Annotated in this window: 23 protein-coding genes; 13 read left to right on the forward strand and 10 right to left on the reverse strand. The window is 71.3% G+C overall.

What is annotated here, in order from left to right; all coding sequences use genetic code 11:
• Positions 1–24: 24 nt before the first annotated feature.
• Positions 25–912 carry a DUF1848 domain-containing protein gene (locus ACRWK7_RS32830; RefSeq protein ID WP_431861679.1) on the forward strand — a complete coding sequence of 296 codons (888 nt, stop codon included), beginning with the start codon at positions 25–27 and terminating at the stop codon, positions 910–912.
• A 147-nt stretch (positions 913–1,059) separates the two neighbouring features.
• Here ACRWK7_RS32830 and ACRWK7_RS32835 read toward each other — a convergent pair whose 3' ends face one another.
• The 3 genes from ACRWK7_RS32835 to hrcA all read right to left on the reverse strand — a co-directional run bounded on the left by ACRWK7_RS32835 (position 1,060) and on the right by hrcA (position 3,243).
• Positions 1,060–1,425 (reverse strand): response regulator, encoded by a 366-nt coding sequence (locus ACRWK7_RS32835; protein WP_431861680.1) that lies wholly within the window; start codon positions 1,423–1,425, stop codon positions 1,060–1,062.
• A gap of 128 nt (positions 1,426–1,553) precedes the next feature.
• Complete coding sequence (grpE, locus tag ACRWK7_RS32840; protein WP_431861682.1) at positions 1,554–2,270, reverse strand: nucleotide exchange factor GrpE; 717 nt, start codon at positions 2,268–2,270, stop codon at positions 1,554–1,556.
• Positions 2,209–3,243, reverse strand: a complete 1,035-nt coding sequence (gene hrcA, locus ACRWK7_RS32845; protein WP_431861684.1) for a heat-inducible transcriptional repressor HrcA — start codon at positions 3,241–3,243, stop codon at positions 2,209–2,211. Before hrcA ends, grpE begins: the two co-directional genes overlap by 62 nt.
• A gap of 165 nt (positions 3,244–3,408) precedes the next feature.
• Between hrcA and rph the strand changes: the two genes are divergently transcribed.
• The 3 genes from rph to hemW all read left to right on the forward strand — a co-directional run bounded on the left by rph (position 3,409) and on the right by hemW (position 6,006).
• The gene (gene rph, locus ACRWK7_RS32850) at positions 3,409–4,128 is read left to right on the forward strand and encodes a ribonuclease PH (RefSeq protein WP_431861686.1); all 720 of its coding nucleotides are present in this window, start codon (positions 3,409–3,411) and stop codon (positions 4,126–4,128) included.
• Between the two features lie 124 nt (positions 4,129–4,252).
• Positions 4,253–4,852, forward strand: a complete 600-nt coding sequence (gene rdgB, locus ACRWK7_RS32855; RefSeq protein ID WP_431861688.1) for an RdgB/HAM1 family non-canonical purine NTP pyrophosphatase — start codon at positions 4,253–4,255, stop codon at positions 4,850–4,852.
• Entirely contained in the window at positions 4,849–6,006 is a 1,158-nt protein-coding gene (hemW, locus tag ACRWK7_RS32860) for a radical SAM family heme chaperone HemW (RefSeq protein WP_431861689.1), read from the forward strand. Before rdgB ends, hemW begins: the two co-directional genes overlap by 4 nt.
• A gap of 1 nt (position 6,007) precedes the next feature.
• Here hemW and ACRWK7_RS32865 read toward each other — a convergent pair whose 3' ends face one another.
• Together ACRWK7_RS32865 and ACRWK7_RS32870 are read right to left on the reverse strand one after the other, a co-directional pair.
• Positions 6,008–6,523 carry a cyclase dehydrase gene (locus ACRWK7_RS32865; RefSeq protein WP_431861691.1) on the reverse strand — a complete coding sequence of 172 codons (516 nt, stop codon included), beginning with the start codon at positions 6,521–6,523 and terminating at the stop codon, positions 6,008–6,010.
• A gap of 13 nt (positions 6,524–6,536) precedes the next feature.
• Positions 6,537–7,709, reverse strand: a complete 1,173-nt coding sequence (locus ACRWK7_RS32870; protein ID WP_431861693.1) for a zinc-dependent alcohol dehydrogenase — start codon at positions 7,707–7,709, stop codon at positions 6,537–6,539.
• Positions 7,710–7,894: 185 nt separating this feature from the next.
• Here ACRWK7_RS32870 and ACRWK7_RS32875 point away from each other — a divergent pair, with 185 nt between their 5' ends.
• Entirely contained in the window at positions 7,895–8,080 is a 186-nt protein-coding gene (locus tag ACRWK7_RS32875; RefSeq protein WP_431861695.1) for a hypothetical protein, read from the forward strand.
• Between the two features lie 97 nt (positions 8,081–8,177).
• Here ACRWK7_RS32875 and ACRWK7_RS32880 read toward each other — a convergent pair whose 3' ends face one another.
• Positions 8,178–9,215, reverse strand: coding sequence for a penicillin-binding protein activator (locus ACRWK7_RS32880; protein WP_431861697.1), 1,038 nt, complete (start codon positions 9,213–9,215; stop codon positions 8,178–8,180).
• 149 nt (positions 9,216–9,364) lie between these two features.
• Between ACRWK7_RS32880 and rsmI the strand changes: the two genes are divergently transcribed.
• From rsmI to ACRWK7_RS32905, 5 genes are all read left to right on the forward strand, one after another.
• Positions 9,365–10,297 (forward strand): 16S rRNA (cytidine(1402)-2'-O)-methyltransferase, encoded by a 933-nt coding sequence (gene rsmI / locus ACRWK7_RS32885; RefSeq protein WP_431861699.1) that lies wholly within the window; start codon positions 9,365–9,367, stop codon positions 10,295–10,297.
• A complete protein-coding gene (locus ACRWK7_RS32890) occupies positions 10,294–10,662 on the forward strand; it encodes a YraN family protein (RefSeq protein ID WP_431861701.1) in 369 nt (122 codons plus the stop codon). Before rsmI ends, ACRWK7_RS32890 begins: the two co-directional genes overlap by 4 nt.
• Positions 10,663–10,701: 39 nt before the next feature.
• Complete coding sequence (locus ACRWK7_RS32895) at positions 10,702–11,535, forward strand: SirB1 family protein (RefSeq protein ID WP_431861703.1); 834 nt, start codon at positions 10,702–10,704, stop codon at positions 11,533–11,535.
• Positions 11,536–11,662: 127 nt separating this feature from the next.
• Positions 11,663–12,616 (forward strand): glutathione synthase, encoded by a 954-nt coding sequence (gshB, locus tag ACRWK7_RS32900; RefSeq protein ID WP_431861705.1) that lies wholly within the window; start codon positions 11,663–11,665, stop codon positions 12,614–12,616.
• A gap of 137 nt (positions 12,617–12,753) precedes the next feature.
• Entirely contained in the window at positions 12,754–13,488 is a 735-nt protein-coding gene (locus ACRWK7_RS32905; RefSeq protein WP_431861706.1) for a molybdate ABC transporter substrate-binding protein, read from the forward strand.
• A 3-nt stretch (positions 13,489–13,491) separates the two neighbouring features.
• Here the strand turns inward: ACRWK7_RS32905 and ACRWK7_RS32910 are convergent, their stop codons facing one another.
• The gene (locus ACRWK7_RS32910; RefSeq protein ID WP_431861708.1) at positions 13,492–13,770 is read right to left on the reverse strand and encodes a PepSY domain-containing protein; all 279 of its coding nucleotides are present in this window, start codon (positions 13,768–13,770) and stop codon (positions 13,492–13,494) included.
• Positions 13,771–13,884: 114 nt separating this feature from the next.
• On the opposite strand from ACRWK7_RS32910, the gene ACRWK7_RS32915 reads away from it, so the two are divergent.
• The 3 genes from ACRWK7_RS32915 to ACRWK7_RS32925 are packed head-to-tail and all read left to right on the forward strand — an operon-like array spanning position 13,885 to position 16,218.
• Positions 13,885–14,205 carry a PepSY domain-containing protein gene (locus ACRWK7_RS32915; RefSeq protein WP_431861710.1) on the forward strand — a complete coding sequence of 107 codons (321 nt, stop codon included), beginning with the start codon at positions 13,885–13,887 and terminating at the stop codon, positions 14,203–14,205.
• Between the two features lies 1 nt (position 14,206).
• Positions 14,207–14,866 carry a response regulator transcription factor gene (locus tag ACRWK7_RS32920; protein WP_431861712.1) on the forward strand — a complete coding sequence of 220 codons (660 nt, stop codon included), beginning with the start codon at positions 14,207–14,209 and terminating at the stop codon, positions 14,864–14,866.
• Positions 14,866–16,218 (forward strand): ATP-binding protein, encoded by a 1,353-nt coding sequence (locus tag ACRWK7_RS32925; protein ID WP_431861714.1) that lies wholly within the window; start codon positions 14,866–14,868, stop codon positions 16,216–16,218. Before ACRWK7_RS32920 ends, ACRWK7_RS32925 begins: the two co-directional genes overlap by 1 nt.
• Here the strand turns inward: ACRWK7_RS32925 and ACRWK7_RS32930 are convergent.
• From ACRWK7_RS32930 to ACRWK7_RS32940, 3 genes are all read right to left on the reverse strand, one after another.
• Entirely contained in the window at positions 16,215–17,492 is a 1,278-nt protein-coding gene (locus ACRWK7_RS32930; RefSeq protein ID WP_431861716.1) for an RNA polymerase sigma factor, read from the reverse strand. The genes ACRWK7_RS32925 and ACRWK7_RS32930 overlap by 4 nt on opposite strands.
• Before the next feature lie 60 nt (positions 17,493–17,552).
• On the reverse strand, positions 17,553–17,975 hold the full coding sequence (locus ACRWK7_RS32935; protein WP_431861718.1) for a YciI family protein: 423 nt from the start codon (positions 17,973–17,975) through the stop codon (positions 17,553–17,555).
• Between the two features lie 130 nt (positions 17,976–18,105).
• A complete protein-coding gene (locus tag ACRWK7_RS32940) occupies positions 18,106–18,756 on the reverse strand; it encodes a hypothetical protein (protein ID WP_431861720.1) in 651 nt (216 codons plus the stop codon).
• Position 18,757 lies beyond the last annotated feature (1 nt).

Genomic DNA, 18,757 nt, shown 5'->3' on the forward strand with positions numbered 1-18,757 from the left:
TGGGGCACGGCCCATGAAAGCGGGATGATCGTCTCCGCCAGCTACCGCACCGACATTCCGGCCTTCTACGGCCGCTGGTTCCTCAATCGCCTGGAGGCCGGCTTCGCCCGCGTCGCCAACCCCTACGGCGGGCCGCCGGGGCAGGTGGACCTGACGCCGGCCGCGGTGGACGGCTTCGTGTTCTGGACCCGCAACCTCGCCCCGTTCGGCGCCGCCCTCGACGCGGTGGACGCCCGCGGCACGCCGTTCGTGGCGCAGGTGACCGTCACCGCCTACCCGCGGGCGCTGGAGCGCTCGGTCATCGCCTGGGAGGATGCGGTGGCGCAGCTGCGCGCCGTGCGCGACCGCTGGGGACCGCGGGCGGCGGTGTGGCGCTACGATCCCATCGTGCTGACCACGCTGACGCCGCCCGCCTGGCACCGCGAGGCCTTCGCCCGGCTGGCCGCGGCGCTGCGCGGCGTCACCGACGAGGTCACCGTCTCCTTCCTGCAGCCCTACCGCAAGACCACTCGCAACCTGGACGCGGCGGCGCGGGCGGCCGGCTTCGCGTGGCAAACGCCGGAGCCGGAGGAGAAGCGCGCCCTGCTCGCCGCCCTCACCGGGATCGCGGCGGAGAACGGCATGGCCCTGACGCTGTGCACGCAGCCGGACCTGACGGACGTTCCCGGCGTGGCCGCGGCGCGCTGCGTCGACGCCGTTCGCCTGTCGGACGTCGCCGGCGCGCCGGTGGCGGCGCGGCAGAAGGGCAACCGCCCCGGCTGCCTGTGCGCGGAGAGCCGCGACATCGGCGCCTACGACACCTGCCCGCACGGCTGCGCCTACTGCTACGCCGTGTCGAATCGCACGGCGGCGCGCGCCCGCTTCCAGGCGCACGATCCGGAGGGGGAGTTCCTGTTCTTGGGGAGCCGGTGAAGTTCACCGCCTCGGACACTCTTTTGGCCGTCGCCCCCGCGAAGGCGGGGATCCATGACTGGCATAGCGGAACGCATTGGGAATTATGGATCCCCGCCTTCGCGGGGATGACGGCAAGGAAAGATGCGGGCTCTGCGGAAACCGTCCTTAGGGGCAGACCTTCCGCACCGTATCGACCAGCTTCTCGGGATTGAACGGCTTGACCAGCCAGCCGGTGGCGCCGGCTTCGCGCCCCGCGGTCTTCTTGGCCGGGTCGGCCTCGGTGGTCAGCAGCAGAACCGGGGTGGCGCGGTTGGTGGCGCTGGCGCGCACCGCCCTGGTCAGCGCGAGACCGTCCATGCCCGGCATGTTCAGGTCGGTGATGATGCAGTCGAACTTCTGTCTGGCGACCAGCGCCGCGCCGGCCGCTCCGTCCGCCGCCTCCTGCACGGCATAGCCCGCCTTCTGCAGGGTGAAGGTGACCATGTCGCGGATGGTCTTGGAGTCATCGACGGTCAGGATCGTCTTCGCCACGGTGTCGCCTCGGCTGTCGAACCGTGCCGCCGCAGTGCAGCACGAAGGGCGAAACTCGCAAATGCGACCGGTTTGCGCAAGACCGGGGGCGGTGCGGCGATGCGCCGCCCCCGAATCCCTGCTATGCGTCAGGCGGTCGTGTCGATGTGCTGCGCGGCACCACCGTCGGCCGGCGCCTTGGCGACGCCGACCATCGCCTCGCGCAGCAGGCGGCCGTGGATGGTGTAGCCGGGCTGCAGCACCTGCACCACCGTGCCGGCCGGCTTGCCGGTGTTCTCGATCTCGAACATCACCTGGTGGAAGTTCGGGTCGAACGGCTCGCCGGTCGGATCGACCTTCTTGATGCCCGCACGCTCGAAGGCGCCCAGGAGCTGGCGCTCGGTCGCCTCGACGCCGACGGCGAGGCTCTTGAGCATCTCGTCCTTCTCGCGGCCCTCGGGCGGCACCGCCTCCAGCGCGCGGCGCAGGTTGTCGGCCACGCCCACCAGATCCTTGGCGAAGCTGGACACGGCGAACTTCGAGGCGTCCTCGCGGTCGCGCTGGGCGCGGCGGCGGGTGTTCTCGGTCTCCGCCATGGCGCGCAGCAGCTGGTCCTTCAGGCTGGCGACCTCGGCCTCCAGCTTGGCGACGCGGTCCTCTCCACCGGCCTCGGGCGCGGCGGCGCCGTCATTGGCGGCGACGGGCTGGCCGTTGGTCTCGAGCGTGGGATCGGCGGGGGTGTTGTTGGTGTCGCTCATGTCTCTCTCGTTGGTCTCGACCTTGTTGTTTTCTCTGGCGTCCGCCTCAGCCGACAAGCCGGCTGATGACTTTCGCCGTGTAGTCCACCAGGGGAATGATACGGGCATAATTGATCCGTGTGGGACCGAGGACGCCGATCGCGCCGATGACCTGCTCGCGGCTGTTCTGGAACGGCGAGATGATCAGCGAGCAGCCGGAATGGTTAAACAGCACGTTCTCCGCGCCGATGAAGATCTGCACGCCGTCGCCCTGGCCGGTGGCCTCCAGCAGGCGCAGCATGGCCTCCTTGGTCTCCAGCGCCTCGAACAGGGAGCGCACACGCTCCAGGTCGGACAGCGCGGTGACGTCCTCCAGCAGCTTGGCCTGGCCGCGCACGATCAGCTGCCCGTCGCCGGCGCTGCCGGCCCAGGTGGCGAGGCCGGCGGCGACGACGCGCTTGGACACCTCGTCCAGTTCGGTGCGCTGCTCGCCGATCTCGCGCAGCACCTCCTTGCGCGCCTCGTCCAGGGTGCGGCCGACGAGACGCGACGTCAGGTAGTTGGACGCCATCTGCAGGGTCGAGCCCGGCAGGCCGATCGGCACCTCGACGACGCGGTTCTCGACCAGCCCGTCCTCGTTGACCAGCACCACCAGCGCCCGGCCCGGCCCCAGCGAGACGAATTCGATGTGCCGCAGCGCCCGGTCGGTCTTCGGCGCCAGCACCAGCCCGGCGCAGCGCGACAGCCCGGACAGCATGGCCGAGGCCTCGCGCATCACGTCGGACAGCGCCCGGCCGGAGGACGAGCACTTGGCCTCGATGGACTCGCGCTCGTCCTCGGTGAGCGCGCCGACCTCGAGGATGCCGTTGACGAACAGGCGCAGGCCCAGCTCGGTCGGGATCCGGCCGGCCGAGGTGTGCGGCGCGTAGAGCAGCCCCAGCTCCTCCAGGTCGGCCATGACGTTGCGGATGGTTGCCGGCGACAGGGCCATGCCCAGCCGCCGCGAGATCGTGCGCGAGCCGACCGGCTCGCCGGTCGCCACGTAGGCATCGACGATGTGCCGGAAGATCTCGCGCGACCGCTGGTTCAGCTCGGAGATCATGTCGGTTGCGAATTCCCATGCGCGGTGTACGCGTTGGAATTTAGGCAGGTCGTGCAACCGAATCAACGTCGGGTCTGGGTCGGGCCTGGACGACCGGTCTGGACTTGGGGGGGACGCGGCGCTAGCTTCCCTGCCCATTCTTAAGCAAAGACAGGACTTACGCCGATGCGCCCCTCCGGCCGCGCCCTTGACCAGCTGCGCACCGTCACGCTGGAACCCGGCTTCGCTAAGTACGCCGAGGGCTCGTGCCTCGTGCGCTTCGGCGACACCCATGTGCTGTGCACCGCCAGCGTCGACGACAGCGTGCCGCGCTTCCTCAAGGGCACGGGCCTCGGCTGGGTGACGGCGGAGTACGGCATGCTGCCGCGCTCGACCCATTCGCGCACCGACCGCGAGGCGGCGAAGGGCAAGCAGTCCGGCCGCACGCAGGAGATCCAGCGCCTGATCGGCCGCGCGCTGCGCGCCGTCACCGACCGCGCCGCCATGCCGGAGGTGCAGATCAAGGTGGACTGCGACGTCCTGCAGGCCGACGGCGGCACCCGCACGGCGTCGATCACCGGCGCCTACGTGGCGCTGCACCTCGCCTTCCAGCACCTGCTGACCATCGGCGCCATCAAGCGCATGCCGCTGACCGACCAGGTGGCCGCCGTCTCCTGCGGCATCTTCCAGGGCAAGGCGGTGCTCGACCTCGACTACGCCGAGGACTCCAACGCCCAGGCCGATGCCAACTTCGTGCTGACCGGCCGCGGCGGCATCGTCGAGGTGCAGGGCACGGCCGAGGAGAAGCCCTTCGGCCACGACCAGTTCCTCGAACTGCTGGCGCTGGCGCAGAAGGGCGTGAACGAACTGGTCGCCCTGCAGAAGGCGGCGCTGAACATCGGCTAAGCGTCCGCCCCCTCTCCCCCAACCCCTCTCCCGCGAGGGGAGAGGGGGGCCGATGCGAATAAGCCCCTCTCCCCCTGCGGGAGAGGGGGTGGGGAGAGGGGGCAACGAACGGGAGCCTTCCACCATGACCACCCCCCGCCACTTCACCGGCGACACGCTGGTCATCGCCACGCACAACCCCGGCAAGGTGCGGGAGATCGCCGACCTGCTGCGGCCCTACGCCAAGTCCTTCAAGTCCAACATCGAGCTCGGCCTGCCCGAGCCGGAGGAGGACGGCACCACCTTCATCGCCAACGCCGAGATCAAGGCGCTGGCGGCCGCCCAGGCCGGGCACATCGCGCTGGCCGACGACAGCGGGCTGGTGGTGCCGGCGCTGGGTGGCGACCCGGGCATCTACTCGGCGCGCTGGGCCGGGCCGACCAAGGACTTCCGCATCGCCATGCAGAAGGTCGAGGACGGGTTGGCCGGCGCGGCCGACCGCTCCGCCTACTTCGTCTGCGCGCTCTCCCTGGCGTGGCCGGACGGGCATGTGGAGACGGTGGAGGGCCGCTGCTATGGCTCCCTGGTGTGGCCGCCGCGTGGGGAAAAGGGGTTCGGCTACGATCCGATGTTTGTTCCCGACGGGTTCGACCTTACCTTCGGTGAGATGGACCCGGCCAAGAAGCACGAGATGAGCCACCGGGCCGACGCCTTCCGCCAGCTCGTGGAGCGATGCTTCCGATGACCCCCGATCCCGGCTTCGGGATCTACATCCATTGGCCCTTCTGCAAGTCGAAGTGCCCGTACTGCGACTTCAACAGCCACGTCCGCGAGCGCATCGACCAGACGCGCTGGCGCGACGGGCTGTTGCGTGAACTCGATCATTACGCGGACGCAACGGAAGGTCGAACCGTCACCTCGGTGTTCTTCGGCGGCGGCACACCGTCCCTGATGGACCCCGGCACCACCGCCGCGCTGATCGACCGCATCCAGCAGCGCTGGCGCGTCGCCAACAGCCTGGAGGTGACGCTGGAGGCCAACCCGACCTCCGTCGAGGCCGACCGCTTCCAGGCCTTCCGCGCGGCGGGGGTGAACCGGGTGTCGCTGGGCATCCAGGCGCTGGACGACGCGTCGCTCCGCTTCCTCGGCCGCCAGCACAACGCGGCGGAAGCGCTGGGCGCCATCGAACTGGCGGCGCGCACCTTCGATCGTTTCTCCTTCGATCTGATCTACGCCCGCCCGGACCAAACCGTCGCGGCGTGGCAGGCGGAGCTGACCCGCGCCCTGGACTTCGCGGTGGGCCACCTCTCGGTCTACCAGCTGACCATCGAGGAGGGCACGGCGTTCTTCCCGGCCCACCAGCGCGGTGATTTCAAGATCCCCGACGAGGAGCTGGCCGGCGACCTCTACGAGGCGACGCAGGAGTTGCTGGCCGCCGCTGGCCTGCCGGCCTACGAGATCTCCAACCACGCCCGCCCCGGCGAGGAGAGCCGGCACAACCTGACCTACTGGCGCTACGGCGACTACGTCGGCGTCGGCCCCGGCGCGCACGGCCGGCTGACGCTGGACGGGGCGAAATGGGCCACCCGCGCCCACCGCGCCCCGGAGATCTGGCTGGATCGCGTCGAGCGCGACGGCCATGGCGGCCACGCGCCGGAGCCCATCGACGCCGATTCCCGCGGCACCGAGCTGCTGATGATGGGCCTGCGCCTGACCGAGGGCGTCGCCCGCGCCCGCTTCGTCGAGGAGACGGGCCGCGACCTTGACGCCCTGGTCGACGCGGATGCGCTGACACGCCTGGTGGACGGCGGCTTCCTGGAAGTGGACGCCACCGCCCTGCGCGCCACCCACGCCGGGCGGCAGCGGCTCAACGCCGTGCTGTCGGCGTTGCTGGCCTGACCTACGCCAGCGGCCGCATCAGCTTCGGCGTGCGCATGTCCTCGCCGATGGGGGCGTCGCGCGCCGCGCCGCGCATTTTCTCCGGCGGGCCGCCGAGGCCGACGCGGTCGCTGTAGTCCGGCGGCGGCAAGGCGCGGTGGCGGGCCTCGTCGGCGTGCAGCATGCGGGTGCACGCCACGTCCAGCGCCGTGGCGCCGAGCACCGCCGCCATGGCGATGCCGACGTTGTCGCGCCGCGGGTTGTCGCGTCCCAGCCCGGCCGCCAGCGTGCCGAGGTCGAGCGCGTCGCCGGCGATGCGGCCCCACATCCACGGCTTTGGGTCGCCGACCGACAGCAGTCCGATGCCGGCGCCGATCTCCCGCACGCCGTAGGCGCGGATCAGAGTGGTGTGCTCCTCCATGCCGAGCCAGCGGGCGATGCTCCGCCCGGCCACCACCTCGGCGGTGCCCAGAGCGATGCTGAACCAGCCCATGCCGCGGGCCAACGTGTCGGCCGTGCTGTTGACGAAATAGGCCATCGCGAAAGTCTCCTTACGGCTTGAGCACAACCTTGACGCAGCCGTCCCGCTTCTCGCGGAAGGTGCTGTACATCTCCGGCCCCTGCTCCAGGCCGACGGTGTGCGTGATGACGAAGGACGGGTCGATCTGGCCCTCCTGGATCCTTTTGAGCAGGTCGTCCGTCCAGCGGTTGACGTGCGTCTGCCCCATGCGCCAGGTCAGGCCCTTGTTCATCGACGCGCCGAACGGGATCTTGTCGATCAGACCGCCGTAGACGCCGGGGATCGAGATCGTGCCGGCCGGTCGGCAGACGTAGATCATCTCGCGCAGCACATGCGCCCGGTCGCTCTCCAGCATCATGGCCTGCTTGGCGCGGTCGTAGATGGAATCGAGCGTGGCGGTGGCGTGCGCCTCCATGCCCACGGCGTCGATGCACTTCTCCGGCCCCTTGCCGCCGGTGAGTTCGGAAAGCCGTTCGAGGACGCTCTCCTCCTCGAAGTTGATGGTGATGGCGCCGCCGGCCTTGGCCATGCTGAGCCGCTCCGGCACGCGGTCGATGGCGATGACCTGTTTCGCACCCAGCAGCAGCGCGCTGCGGATCGTCATCTGCCCGACCGGGCCACAGCCCCAGACCGCCACCGTGTCGGTCGGCTGGATGTCGCACTGCGCCGCCGCCTGCCAGCCGGTCGGGAAGATGTCGCCGAGGAACAGCACCTGCTCGTCGGTCAGCCCATCCGGGATCTTCACGTGCGTGTTGTCGGCGTAGGGAACGCGCACGTACTCCGCCTGCCCGCCGGCGTATCCGCCGGTCAGGTGCGTGTAGCCGAACAGCCCGGCGGTGGTGTGGCCGAACAGCTTGTCCGCCATCGCCTTGTTGCGGTTGGAGCGCTCGCAGACCGAGTAGTTGCCGCGGCGGCACTGCTCGCACTCGCCGCACCAGATGGTGAAGGGGACGACGACGCGGTCGCCGACCTTCAGCTTGCCCTTGGCGCCGGAGCCGACCTCGACCACCTCGCCCATGAACTCGTGGCCGACCACGTCGCCGGACTGCATGCCGGGCATGAAGCCGTCGAAGAGGTGCAGGTCCGAGCCGCAGATCGCGCAGGTCGTCACCTTGACGATGGCGTCACGCGGATCCTCGATCGTCGGGTCCGGGACCGTGTCGTACCGGATGTCGCCCTTGCCGTGCCAACACAGCGCTTTCATGCCGTCTTCCCATCGTTCCGGGGCGGGCGCACGCTCCGCGCTCCCCCTGGTTTCCCCTCGATGCGAAGACAGGACGGTGCGGCGATGGGTTCCGTGCGGCGCGTGTGGGCGGGCTCACAGCGGGAATAGGCCGGGATGGGGCAGTGTTCGTGCAGTGAACTCACCGCTCACGATGGAGACCATCGATGCCCCGTCCCCTGCCCCCGTACATCCCCGACGCCGCGACCATCGGCGCCATGACGCCGCGCCCTGCCCACGAGGCGCACCTGCACGCCCCGTCGCCGACGCTGCCGCTGCACGACCACTCGGACTGGCGGCGCGAGACCGCCATCCTCGCCGAGGTGGACAGCGGCTACCCGTGGAACGATTAACCCCTCTCCCGCCTCTCCCGCCTCTCGCGCTGGCGCAGCCAGCGCTGACGGCGTCAGGCGGATCAAAGATCCGCCGAGAGCCCCGGGAGAGGATTTACTACTGCCCCAGGACCTCCCAGGTCTGCGGCGCCGGGTCGAGCACGCGGGCACCCTCGGGCGTGATCTCCAGCACCGCCAGCCCGCGCTCCACCGCGCCGTTCGGGCGCAGGCGGAACAGCCCGTCCACCCCGGCGAAGCCGTTCGGGTTGGTCAGGTTGGCGCGGTCGAACGGCGCCACCCCGCCCATGCGCGCCAGCGTGCCGGCCAGCGCCGTGGCGTCGTAGGCCAGCGTGGCGAGGCGCGGCGGCTTCCTGCCGTACAGCGCCTCGAAGCGCGCCTCGAAGTCGGCGCGCTGCTCGGGCGCCGGGGCGGCGTACCAGGCGCCGACCAGCGCCGGCTCGCGGCCCAGGCCCGGCTCGTCCCACAGCCCGGTGCCCAGCAGCTTCACCCGTCCCGGATCGACGCCGTTGGCGGCCAGCGCCGCGCCCAGCGCGCGCACCTTCTCGCCGCCTTCCGCCAGCATCACCGCCTGCGGCGCCACCGGCGCCTGCGCCACCTGCCGCGCCGGGACGGAAGGGTCGGCCAGCGCCGGCTCGTAGCGCTCGACCTGCGCGACCTGCCCGCCGAAGCGTTGCGCGGCGCCCTGCAACGCGCTGACCACCGCGTCGCCGTACGGGCTGCGCGGCGCCAGCGCCACGAAGCGCGTCACCCCGCGCGACCGGGCAAAGCCGGTGACCCGCTGCACCTGGTCGAGCGGCACGAAGCCCATGACCCAGGTGCCGTTGCCGGCCAGCGTCGCGTCGGTGGTGAAGGCCACCACGTCGACTCCGGCGCCGGCGGCGACCGGCTTCACCGCCTGCACCTCCTGGCCGAACAGCGGGCCGATGATGAGGCGCGCTCCTTCGGCCAGCGCCTGCCGCGCCGCCTCGGCCGCGCCCTGCGGCGTGCCCTTGGTGTCGCGCGGCAGCAGCTGGAAGGTCTCGCCCGCCACGTCGAACAGCGCCAGCTGCGCGGCGTCCAGCATCGGCTGGCCGATGCCAGCGCTGGGGCCGGTCAGCGGCAGCAGCAGCGCCACCTTCTGGACCTGCGGCGCCATAGGCTGAATGGCAGGGGGTTGCGGCGCTTGTACCACCGGGGGCGGGGCCGCTACATTCGGCGCGCAGGCGGCCATAAGAAGAACCGCCGTCACCCCCAGGCCGCGGGCAAGCCGCGACCGCAGAGCGCGCGAGAAAGGTGTCGCCAGTCGTGCCACCGAAGGTCTCCAATCCTGATCCCAGGCCCCAAGGGCATGGCGCCCAAAGCCAGGGTGAAGGTAGCGGCAGCGGCCGTGCAAGTAAACCGACCGCCGGGCTGTATGTCGTCGCTACGCCCATCGGCAACGCGGCCGACATCACGCTGCGGGCGCTCGACACGCTGAAGCGCGCCGACGCCATCGCCTGCGAGGACACCCGCGTCACCTCCAAGCTGATGGGCATCCACGGCGTGGCGACGCCGCTGGTGTCCTACCATGAACACAACGCAGCGAAGATGCGCCCGGTCCTGATCGGCCGCATGCAGGCGGGTGAAACCATCGCGCTGGTGTCCGACGCCGGCACGCCGCTGGTCTCCGACCCCGGCTACAAGCTGGTGCGCGCCTGCGTCGAGGCCGGGGTGCCGGTCACCGCCCTGCCCGGCCCGTCGGCGGCGCTGGCCGGCTTGGTGCTGTCGGGCCTGCCCAGCGACCGTTTCCTGTTCGCCGGCTTCCTGCCCAACAAGAGCGCCGCACGCCGCACCTCCCTCGGTGAAGTGGCCTCCGTCCCGGCGACGCTGGTGTTCTACGAGTCGCCGCAGCGCCTCGCCGAATCGCTGGCCGACATGGCCGCCGTGCTCGGCCCCCGCGAGGCCGCCGTGGCCCGCGAGCTGACCAAGCTGTACGAGGAGGTGCGGCGCGGCCCGCTGCCCGACCTCGCCGCGCATTACGACTCCGCCGGCCCGCCGAAGGGCGAGGTCGTCGTCGTCGTCGCCCCGCCCGGCGCCGAGGCGGAGGCGCAGGCGGTGGACGTCGACTCCGCGCTGCGCGACGCGCTGTCCCGCCTGTCGGTGCGCGACGCCGCGGCGGAGGTTGCGCTGATGACCGGCCGGCCGAAACGGGACGTCTACGCCCGCGCGCTGGAACTGTCGCGGGAGGGCGGGCGATGACCGTGACCGACGAGCGCCGCCGCAAGAGCGAGAGTTTCGGCCGCTTCGCCGAGGCGCTGTGCCGCGGCATGCTGCGCCTGAAGGGCTACCGGATCCTGGCCACCCGGCTGAAGACGCCGCTGGGCGAGATCGACATCGTGGCCAGGCGCGGCGACACGCTGGCGGTGATCGAGGTGAAGGCCCGGCGCGACTGGCAGAGCGCCAGCGAGGCGCTGGGCGCCCGGCAGCTCGGCCGGCTCTCAAGGGCGGCGCACGTCTTCCTGGGCGCCAACCCGCAATACGCCGGGTTGACCTTGCGCTTCGACGTGATGCTGGTTACGCCTTATGCCCTGCCGCGCCACTTGGTGGACGCCTGGCGGTTATAAGGGGTGAGACCACCGGCAACGAGCGTAAGGACCGGTCCTTTGAGCAGCCGCCTGGAAGCCCGCGAGATCCTGCGCCGCATCGGCGCCCAGAGCGACGAGGACGTCGACCTCGCCGAAGGTGCGCTGGCGCTCGGCGCGCTCGACCGTCCCGACCAGCCGCTCGACCGCTACCGCCGCCACCTCGCGGCGCTGGCCCGCGACATGGCCGAACGCTTCGACCCCGACACCGATTGCCTGGAATCGCGCATCGCCCTGCTGCACGAGGTGGTCATCGACCGCCACGGCTACAGCGGCGACGACCAGACCTACGACGACCTGCAGAACGCCAACCTGCTGCGGGTCATCGACCGCCGCAAGGGGCTGCCGGTGGCGCTGGGCATCCTGTACCTGCACGCCGCGCGCTCCATGGGCTGGGACATGGTGGGGCTGAACTTCCCCGGCCATTTCCTGGTGCGCCTGGAGGTGGACGGCGAGCGCGCCATCCTCGACCCCTTCAACGGCGGGCAGGTGCGCACGGTCGTCGACCTGCGCGAGCTGATCAAGGCCACCGCCGGCACCGCGGCGGAGCTGGAGCCCGCCTACTACCAGGCGGTCGGCAACCGCGACATCCTGCTGCGCCTGCAGAACAACCTGAAGCTCCGCCACCTCTCGGCCAACGACGTGGCGCAGGCGCTCGACGTGCTGGACGCCATGCGCCTGATGGCGCCGGAGGAGCCGGCGCTGTGGCGCGAGACCGGCCTGCTGGAAGCCCACCGCGGCAACCTGGACGAGGCCATCGCCGCGCTCGAGACCTTCATGCGCCTGGGCGGCAGCGACCAGCAGCTGCACCAGGCCGCCATGCTGATCCAGCAGCTCAAGAACCGTTTGGACTGAAACGATTTGCGGGATGGCGTGAACCGACACATCCTTATGGCCGTCATCCCCGCGAAAGCGGGGATGACGAGATCGGGAGAGTTCAAGCCATCCCACCAACCGCAGCGGATTTCCGGAGACACCGTCTATGAGCCTCGCCGTCGCGCTTCAGATGGATCCCATCGAGTCCATCAACATCGACACGGACTCCAGCTTCATGATGGCGCTGGAGGCGCAGCGGCGCGGCCACCGGCTGTTCCACTACCACCCGCGCGACCTGTCGCTGACCGGCAACACCCTGACCGCCCGCGTCCGCCCGCTGACGGTGGAGCGCAAGCGCGGCGCGCACTACACGCTGGGCGAGGCGGCGCTGACCGACCTGTCCACCCTGGACATCATCCTGATGCGCCAGGACCCGCCCTTCGACATGGCCTACATCACCGCCACCCACATGCTGGAGCACGTCCAGCCCAAGGTGCTGGTGCTGAACGACCCGGCCGAGGTGCGCAACGCGCCGGAGAAGCTGTTCGTCACCAAGTTTCCCGACCTGATGCCGCCGACGCTGATCACGTCCGACAAGCAGGCGATCCTCGACTTCCGCGCGCAGCACAAGGACATCATCGTCAAGCCGCTGTTCGGCAACGGCGGCGCCGGCGTCTTCCACCTGAAGCCGGACGACGAGAACCTGGGCTCGCTGCTGGAGCTGTTCACCCAGCTCTACCGCGAGCCGGTGATCGTGCAGAAGTACCTGCCCGAGATCCGCCAGGGCGACAAGCGCATCATCCTGATCGACGGCGAGCCGGCCGGCGCCGTCAGCCGCATGCCGCAGGAGGGCGAGGCGCGCGCCAACTTCCACGCCGGCGGCAGCGCCAGGAAGACCGAGCTGACCCCACGCGAGCAGGAGATCTGCACCGCCATCGGCCCGGTGCTGCGCGAGAAGGGGTTGGTCTTCGTCGGCATCGATGTGATCGGCGACTACATGACCGAGATCAACGTCACCTCCCCCACCGGCATCCAGGAGATCAACCGCCTGAACGGCGTGCAGCTGGAAGTGACCCTGTGGGACGCCATCGAGCGGCGGCATAAGGCGAACAAGGCGTAACAAACCCTCTCCCCTCTGGGGAGAGGGCTGGGTGAGGGGGCCCTGCGTTGCGGCTGTTCCCGGTTCCCCGGCATCCCCCTCACCCTAACCCTAACCCTCTCCCCAGAGGGGAGAGGGAACAACGTATCGGGGGCACCATGAAGACCTGGATCACCGCCGCGCTCCTCGCCTTCTCCACACCCGCCCTGGCTGGCGAAGTCCAGGTGCTCAGCGCCGGCGCGGTCGAGCCAGGGCTCATGGCCGTGGCCGACGCCTACAAGCGGCAGACCGGCGACGCCGTGACGGTCCGCTTCGCCACCGCCCCGGCGCTGCGCAAGAAGATCGCCGACGGTGAGGTCGCCGACGTGCTGCTCGCCCCGCCCGCGGTGCTCGACGAGGCGGCGGCGAAGCTCATGCCGGACGTCCGCGCCGAGGTCGGAAAGGTCGGCGTCGGCGTGGCGGTGCGCGACGGCGCTCCGAAGCCCGACGTCTCCAGCGCCGAGGCGCTGAAGGCCGGCGTGCGCGGCGCGGAGTCGCTGGTCTTCAACCAGGCCTCCACCGGCGTCTACGTCGAGGGCCTGCTGCAGAAGCTCGGCCTGTGGGACGAGGCCAAGGCCAAGACCACCCGCTACCCCGACGGCGCCGCCGTTATGGAGCACCTGATCAAAGGAAAGGGCGCCGAGGTCGGCTTCGGCGCCATCACCGAGATCATGCTGTACCGCGGGAAGGGCCTGACCTTCGTCGGCCCGCTGCCGGCCGAGGTGCAGAACGTCACCCGCTACGCCGCCGCGGCGCTGGCGGGCGCCCCCAACCCGGAGGGCGCCCGCGCCTTCGTCCGCTTCCTCGGCTCGCCGGAGGCCAAGGCCCTGCTGGTGGCCGCCGGCGTCGAGTAGAACCTACTTCCGCTCGGCCTTGACGACCTCTCCGGTGCGGGCGTCGAGCTTGATCTTGACCTTGCGCCCCTCGGCGTCGGTGGCCTTCACCTCGTACTGGCCATCCTCCCGCTCCACCTCGGAGATGTCGCGGTAGCCCTGCGCTTCGACCTTGTCGAGGATGGCGCGGACCGACAGGGTGTCTGCGGCCACCGTCGTCTGCGGCTGCTGCGCCTGCTGCGCGTAGGCGGCGGTGGCGAGGCCGGCGGCGAGAAGGGCGGCGGCGGCGATTCCGAAACGCATTGTCTGCTCCTTGGACTTGGTGAATGGTGGAGGCACGATGCACCCCCGCCGCTGAACCGGGCCTGAAGCGGCCGTTCAGCCGGCGTTCAGCTTGTTTGGAGCAGCATGCCGACCATGCGGATCCTTACCCTCCTCCTCGCCGGCGCCGTGCTCGCGGCTCCCATGCCGGTGCTCGCCGACCGCGACCACGACCACGCCCGCCGCGCGGTCGAGGAGGGAAAGGTCCTGCCCCTGCGCCGCATCCTCGACACGGTGGAAGCGCAGTTCGGCGGCAGCGTCCTGGAGGTCGAGCTGGACGAGGACGACGGCCGGTGGCTCTACGAGGTGAAGCTGCTGGCGTCGGACGGCCGCATCATCGAGGTGAAGCTGGACGCCGCCACGGCCGAGGTGCTGAAGGCGAAAGGGGCCGGCCTGGGCCGGCGGGGCAGGCACTGACATGCGCATTCTTGTGGTCGAGGACGACGCCGAGCTGGCGGAACAGCTGGCGCACAGCCTGGAGGCGGCCGGCTACGCCGTGGACCGCGCCGACAACGGCGAGGACGCGCTGCACCTTGGCGGCACCGAACCGTACGACGCGGTGGTGCTCGACCTCGGCCTGCCGGTGATGGACGGCCTGACGGTGCTGAAGCGCTGGCGGGCCGATGGGGTGACCGTGCCGGTGCTGGTGCTCACCGCCCGCAACAGCTGGACCGAGCGCGTCGAGGGCATCGACGCCGGCGCCGACGACTACCTCGGCAAGCCCTTCCACATGGAGGAGGTGGTCGCCCGCGTCCGCGCCCTGATCCGTCGGGCCAGCGGCCAACCCTCGCCGGAGCTGACGCACGGCCCGGTGCGGCTCGACACGCGCACCGGGCGCGTCACGCTGAACGGCGTGCCGGTCAAGCTGACGGCGCACGAGTTCCGCGTGCTGTCCTACCTCATGCATCATCCCGGGCAGATCGTTTCGAAGACGGAACTGACCGAGCACATCTACGCCCAGGACTTCGACCGCGACAGCAACACCATCGAGGTGTTCGTCGGCCGCCTGCGCCGCAAGCTTGGCGACGGCTTCGTCGAGACGGTGCGCGGCGCCGGCTACCGCCTGGGCGGCGGGTGATGCCGCTTCCGCTTTTGCATGTCGCCATGCCGCGCTCGCTGCGCGCCCGCCTGCTGATCGGCGCCGGGCTGTGGCTGGCGGTCGCCATGGCCGGGTCCTGGCTGGCGCTGACGGCGCTGTTCCGCAGCCACCTGCAGCAGCAGGTCGAAGCGACGCTGGCCACCCACCTCGACCAGCTGCTCGCCAACCTGGACTTCCCGGCGGACGGCCCGCCGACCGTCCGCCCGCTGAGCGACCCGCGATTCACCAAGCCGTTCTCCGGCCTGTACTGGCAGATCGACCAGCCGGGCGAGCCGTTGCGCTCGCGCTCGCTGTGGGACGTGGCGCTGCCGTTGCCGCAGGACGAGCCGGGCGACGGCGAGTTGCACCGGCACCAGGTCATCGGCCCGCGCGACCGGCCGCTGCTGGTGGTCGAGCGCATCGTCGAGCCGCCCGCCGGCGAGCCGCTGCGCGTCGCCGTCGCCGCCGACCGCGCCGAACTGGACCGGCCGGCCGAGCAGTTCGGCCGCGCGCTCGCCGCCTCGCTGGCGGTGATCGCCGCGGGCATCCTGACGGCGGCGCTGGCGCAGGTGACGCTGGGTCTGCGCCCGCTCGGCCGGCTCGGCGCTGCGCTGGCCCGGCTGCGCCGGGGTGCCGCGGAACGCATCGAGGGCACCTGGCCGACCGAAGTGCAGCCCCTGGTGGACGACTTCAACGCCGTGCTGGCGCACGACGCCGCCGTGGTGGCGCGCGCCCGCACCCAGGCCGGCAACCTCGCGCACGCGCTGAAGACGCCGCTGAGCGTGCTGCGCAACCGCATGCAGACGGCCGACCCGGCGCTGCGCAGCGCGGTGCTGGAGGACATCGAGGCGATGCGCCGCCATGTCGACCACCATCTGGCGCGCGCGCGCGCCGCCGCCCGCACGGTGGGCGGCAGCCGCACCCCGGCGCGCGCGCGTCTGTCCTCCCTGGGCCGCGTCGCGACGCTGGCCCACCCGGACCGCGCGGTGTCGGTGACGGTGCAGGCGGACGACGCGCTGCTCGCCCCGATCGAGGTGCAGGACTTCGACGAGATCGCCGGCAACCTGCTGGACAACGCGGTGAAGTGGGCCGGCGGCGCCATCCGCGCGTCGGCGGAGAGCCGCGATGGCGATTTCGTGCTGACCATCGAGGACGACGGCCCCGGCCTGCCCGCCGCCGCCCGCGACCGCGTCTTTGCCCGCGGCGAGCGCCTGGACGAGCAGACCCCCGGCTCCGGCCTCGGCCTCGCCATCGTGCGCGACGTGGTGGAGCTGTACGGCGGCAACGTGGCGCTGGACGCCGACGCGCTGGGCGGCTTGCGGGTGACGGTGCGGTTGCCGGATGCGGGCTAGCTTCGCCCGGCCCGACCGCCGCAGGCCGCCGCCCGTGCGAGGAGGAAGGCCCTCTCGCGCTCGTTTCGGGTGAGCGCGGCCGCGCGCTCGAACTCCTCCCTGGCTTCGGCCAGCCGACCGGCCCGGAACAGAAAATCCCCCCTCGCCGCCGGCAGGGGCGCATAGCCGCGCAGGGCCGCGGCCCCGGCGATTTCGTCGATGAGTGCCAGTCCGGCCTCCGGGCCGAACGCCATGCTGTGGGCCACGGCACGGTTCAAGTCCACCACCGGAGACGGCATGACCGCACGCAACGCATCGTAGAGCGCGGCCATCCTGGCCCAGTCCGTCTCGTCCATCGTGCGCGCCCGCGCATGGCAGGCGGCGATCGCGGCCTGCAGGGCGTAGGGGCCGTCGGCGCCACCCAACGCTCCGGCGCGCGCCAGGGCGTCCAGCCCCTGCCGGATCAGGAGCCGGTCCCACCGGGCGCGGTTCTGTTCGGTCAGGGGAACCAGCGAGCCGTCCGGCGCCGTGCGGGCGTTCAGGCGCGAGGCCTGGATGTCCATCAGCGCGAGCAGGCCGAACACCTCGGGCTCCTCGGGCGTCAGGCGGGCGAGGATACGGCCCAGCCGCCGCGCCTCGGCGCACAGGCCCGGCCGGATCAGGTCCTCGCCGGCGGTGGCCGCGTACCCTTCGTTGAAGATCAGGTACACGACCTCCAGCACCGAGGCGAGGCGCGCTTTCCGGTCCTCGCCGCGCGGCACCTCGAAGGCGGCACCGGCCTTGCCGAGCGTCTTCTTGGCCCGGACGATGCGCTGGGCGACGGTCGCCTCGGTCGAAAGGAAGGCGCGGGCGATCTCGTCCGTGGTCAGCCCGCCGATCAGGCGCAGCGTGAGGGCGGCGCGCGCCTCGCGGGACAGCACCGGGTGGCAGGCGATGAAGGTCAGCCCCAGCACCTCGTCGCCGATCTGGTCGTCGAGGGCCGCCTCGATGTCCTCGACGCTGGTCGCCGGTTCGCCGTCGAGGTCCCGGCCGATCTCGGCGTGCTTTCGCGCGCGCATGCGGTCGCGGCGGAATCCGTCGATGGCCCGGCGCTTGGCCGTGGCCATCAGCCAGGCGCCGGGATTCGCCGGCACTCCGCTCCTCGGCCATTCGGACAGGGCGGCGACCAGCGCGTCCTGCGCCAGTTCCTCCGCCAGGGAGACGTCGCGCACCATCCGGACGAGGCCGGCGATGAGCCGCACCTGTTCGATCCGGAAAACCGCTTCGATCGCCTGATGGGTGTCCGTCGCCGCCACGCGCCCAGCTTACGGGACGGGCGGATGGCAGGGCAAGCCGCGGCGGCGACGGGCGTGGCCTCAGCGGCCGGCCAGCTTCCCGCGGATCCGCTCTTCCGTCTCAGCGGCTTCCGGCGTCATGGCGTCGCCGAAGTCGGCCGCCTCGAACACCGGGCGGATCTCGATCTCGCTCGGGCCGGGCATCGGGTTGGGGCAGCGCTTCACCCACTCGACCGCCTCGGCCATGTCCTTGACCTCCCACAGCCAGAAGCCGGCGACCAGTTCGCGGGTCTCCGCGAAGGGGCCGTCGATGACGGTGCGCGCCGCGCCGTCGAAGGCGACGCGCTTGCCCTTCTTCGACGGGTGCAGGCCCTCGCCGGCCAGGAGGACGCCGGCGTTCGCCAATTCCTCGTTGTAGCGGCCCATGGCCTCGAGGAGTTCCGCCGAGGGCATCACGCCCGCTTCGCTGTCGCCGGTCGCCTTCACCATCACCATGACACGCATCGTCTCGTCTCCCTATGATCCGTGGAGGCCACTGCGGCCTCCCGCGACCATACGACGAACGGGTGTCCGCGGAATCGACAGACCGCCGGATTTTTTTTGCGGGTGGAGGCGCCGGTGTCCCGGACCGGGATCACGGGGCCGGCGGGACGGCGGGCGGGGCTTCGACCGGCAGCGGCACCGGCGCGAAGGGATCGGGCACGGCGCTGGCGGCCGGGGAAGGGAGCGGCGCGGCGGGAGCGGGCGGCGCCGTCTCCTCCTTCACCACCGGCTTCTCCTCCGCCTTCGGCTTCTCTACCGCCTTGGCGGGCGCCGGCTCGACCGGCGTGGAGTAGTCGGCGACGATGCGCGCCTGGCTGCCGGTGATCACCAGCACCTTCTGGCCCAGCGGGATCGGCTTCTCCTCGCGCTGGGTGACCGACACCAGTTCGTCGTTCGCCTTGCGGACGATGTATTCCCAGCCGGTGGTGTCGCCGGTGACGTGCTCCACCGCCGTGCCGATCAGGCTGCCGATCGCCGTGCCGCCGACCGCGCCCAGCGCCGCGTTGACGCCGAAGCTGCCGCTCTGCGAGCCCAGCACGCCGCCGGCGGCACCGCCGGTGACCGCGCCGACCGTGCCGCTGGCGCTGATCGCCACCTGCCGGAAGCCGACGACGACACCCGGCTCGACCTTGTTCGCCTGCTGCACGGAGCCGGCACCGTAGGTGTTCGGCGAGTAATTGGGGGTACAGGCCGCGACGCCGGCAAGTCCGGCGACCAGCAGACCGATGGTGACGGTTCGCATC

This window comes from Azospirillum sp., from assembly GCF_050789165.1.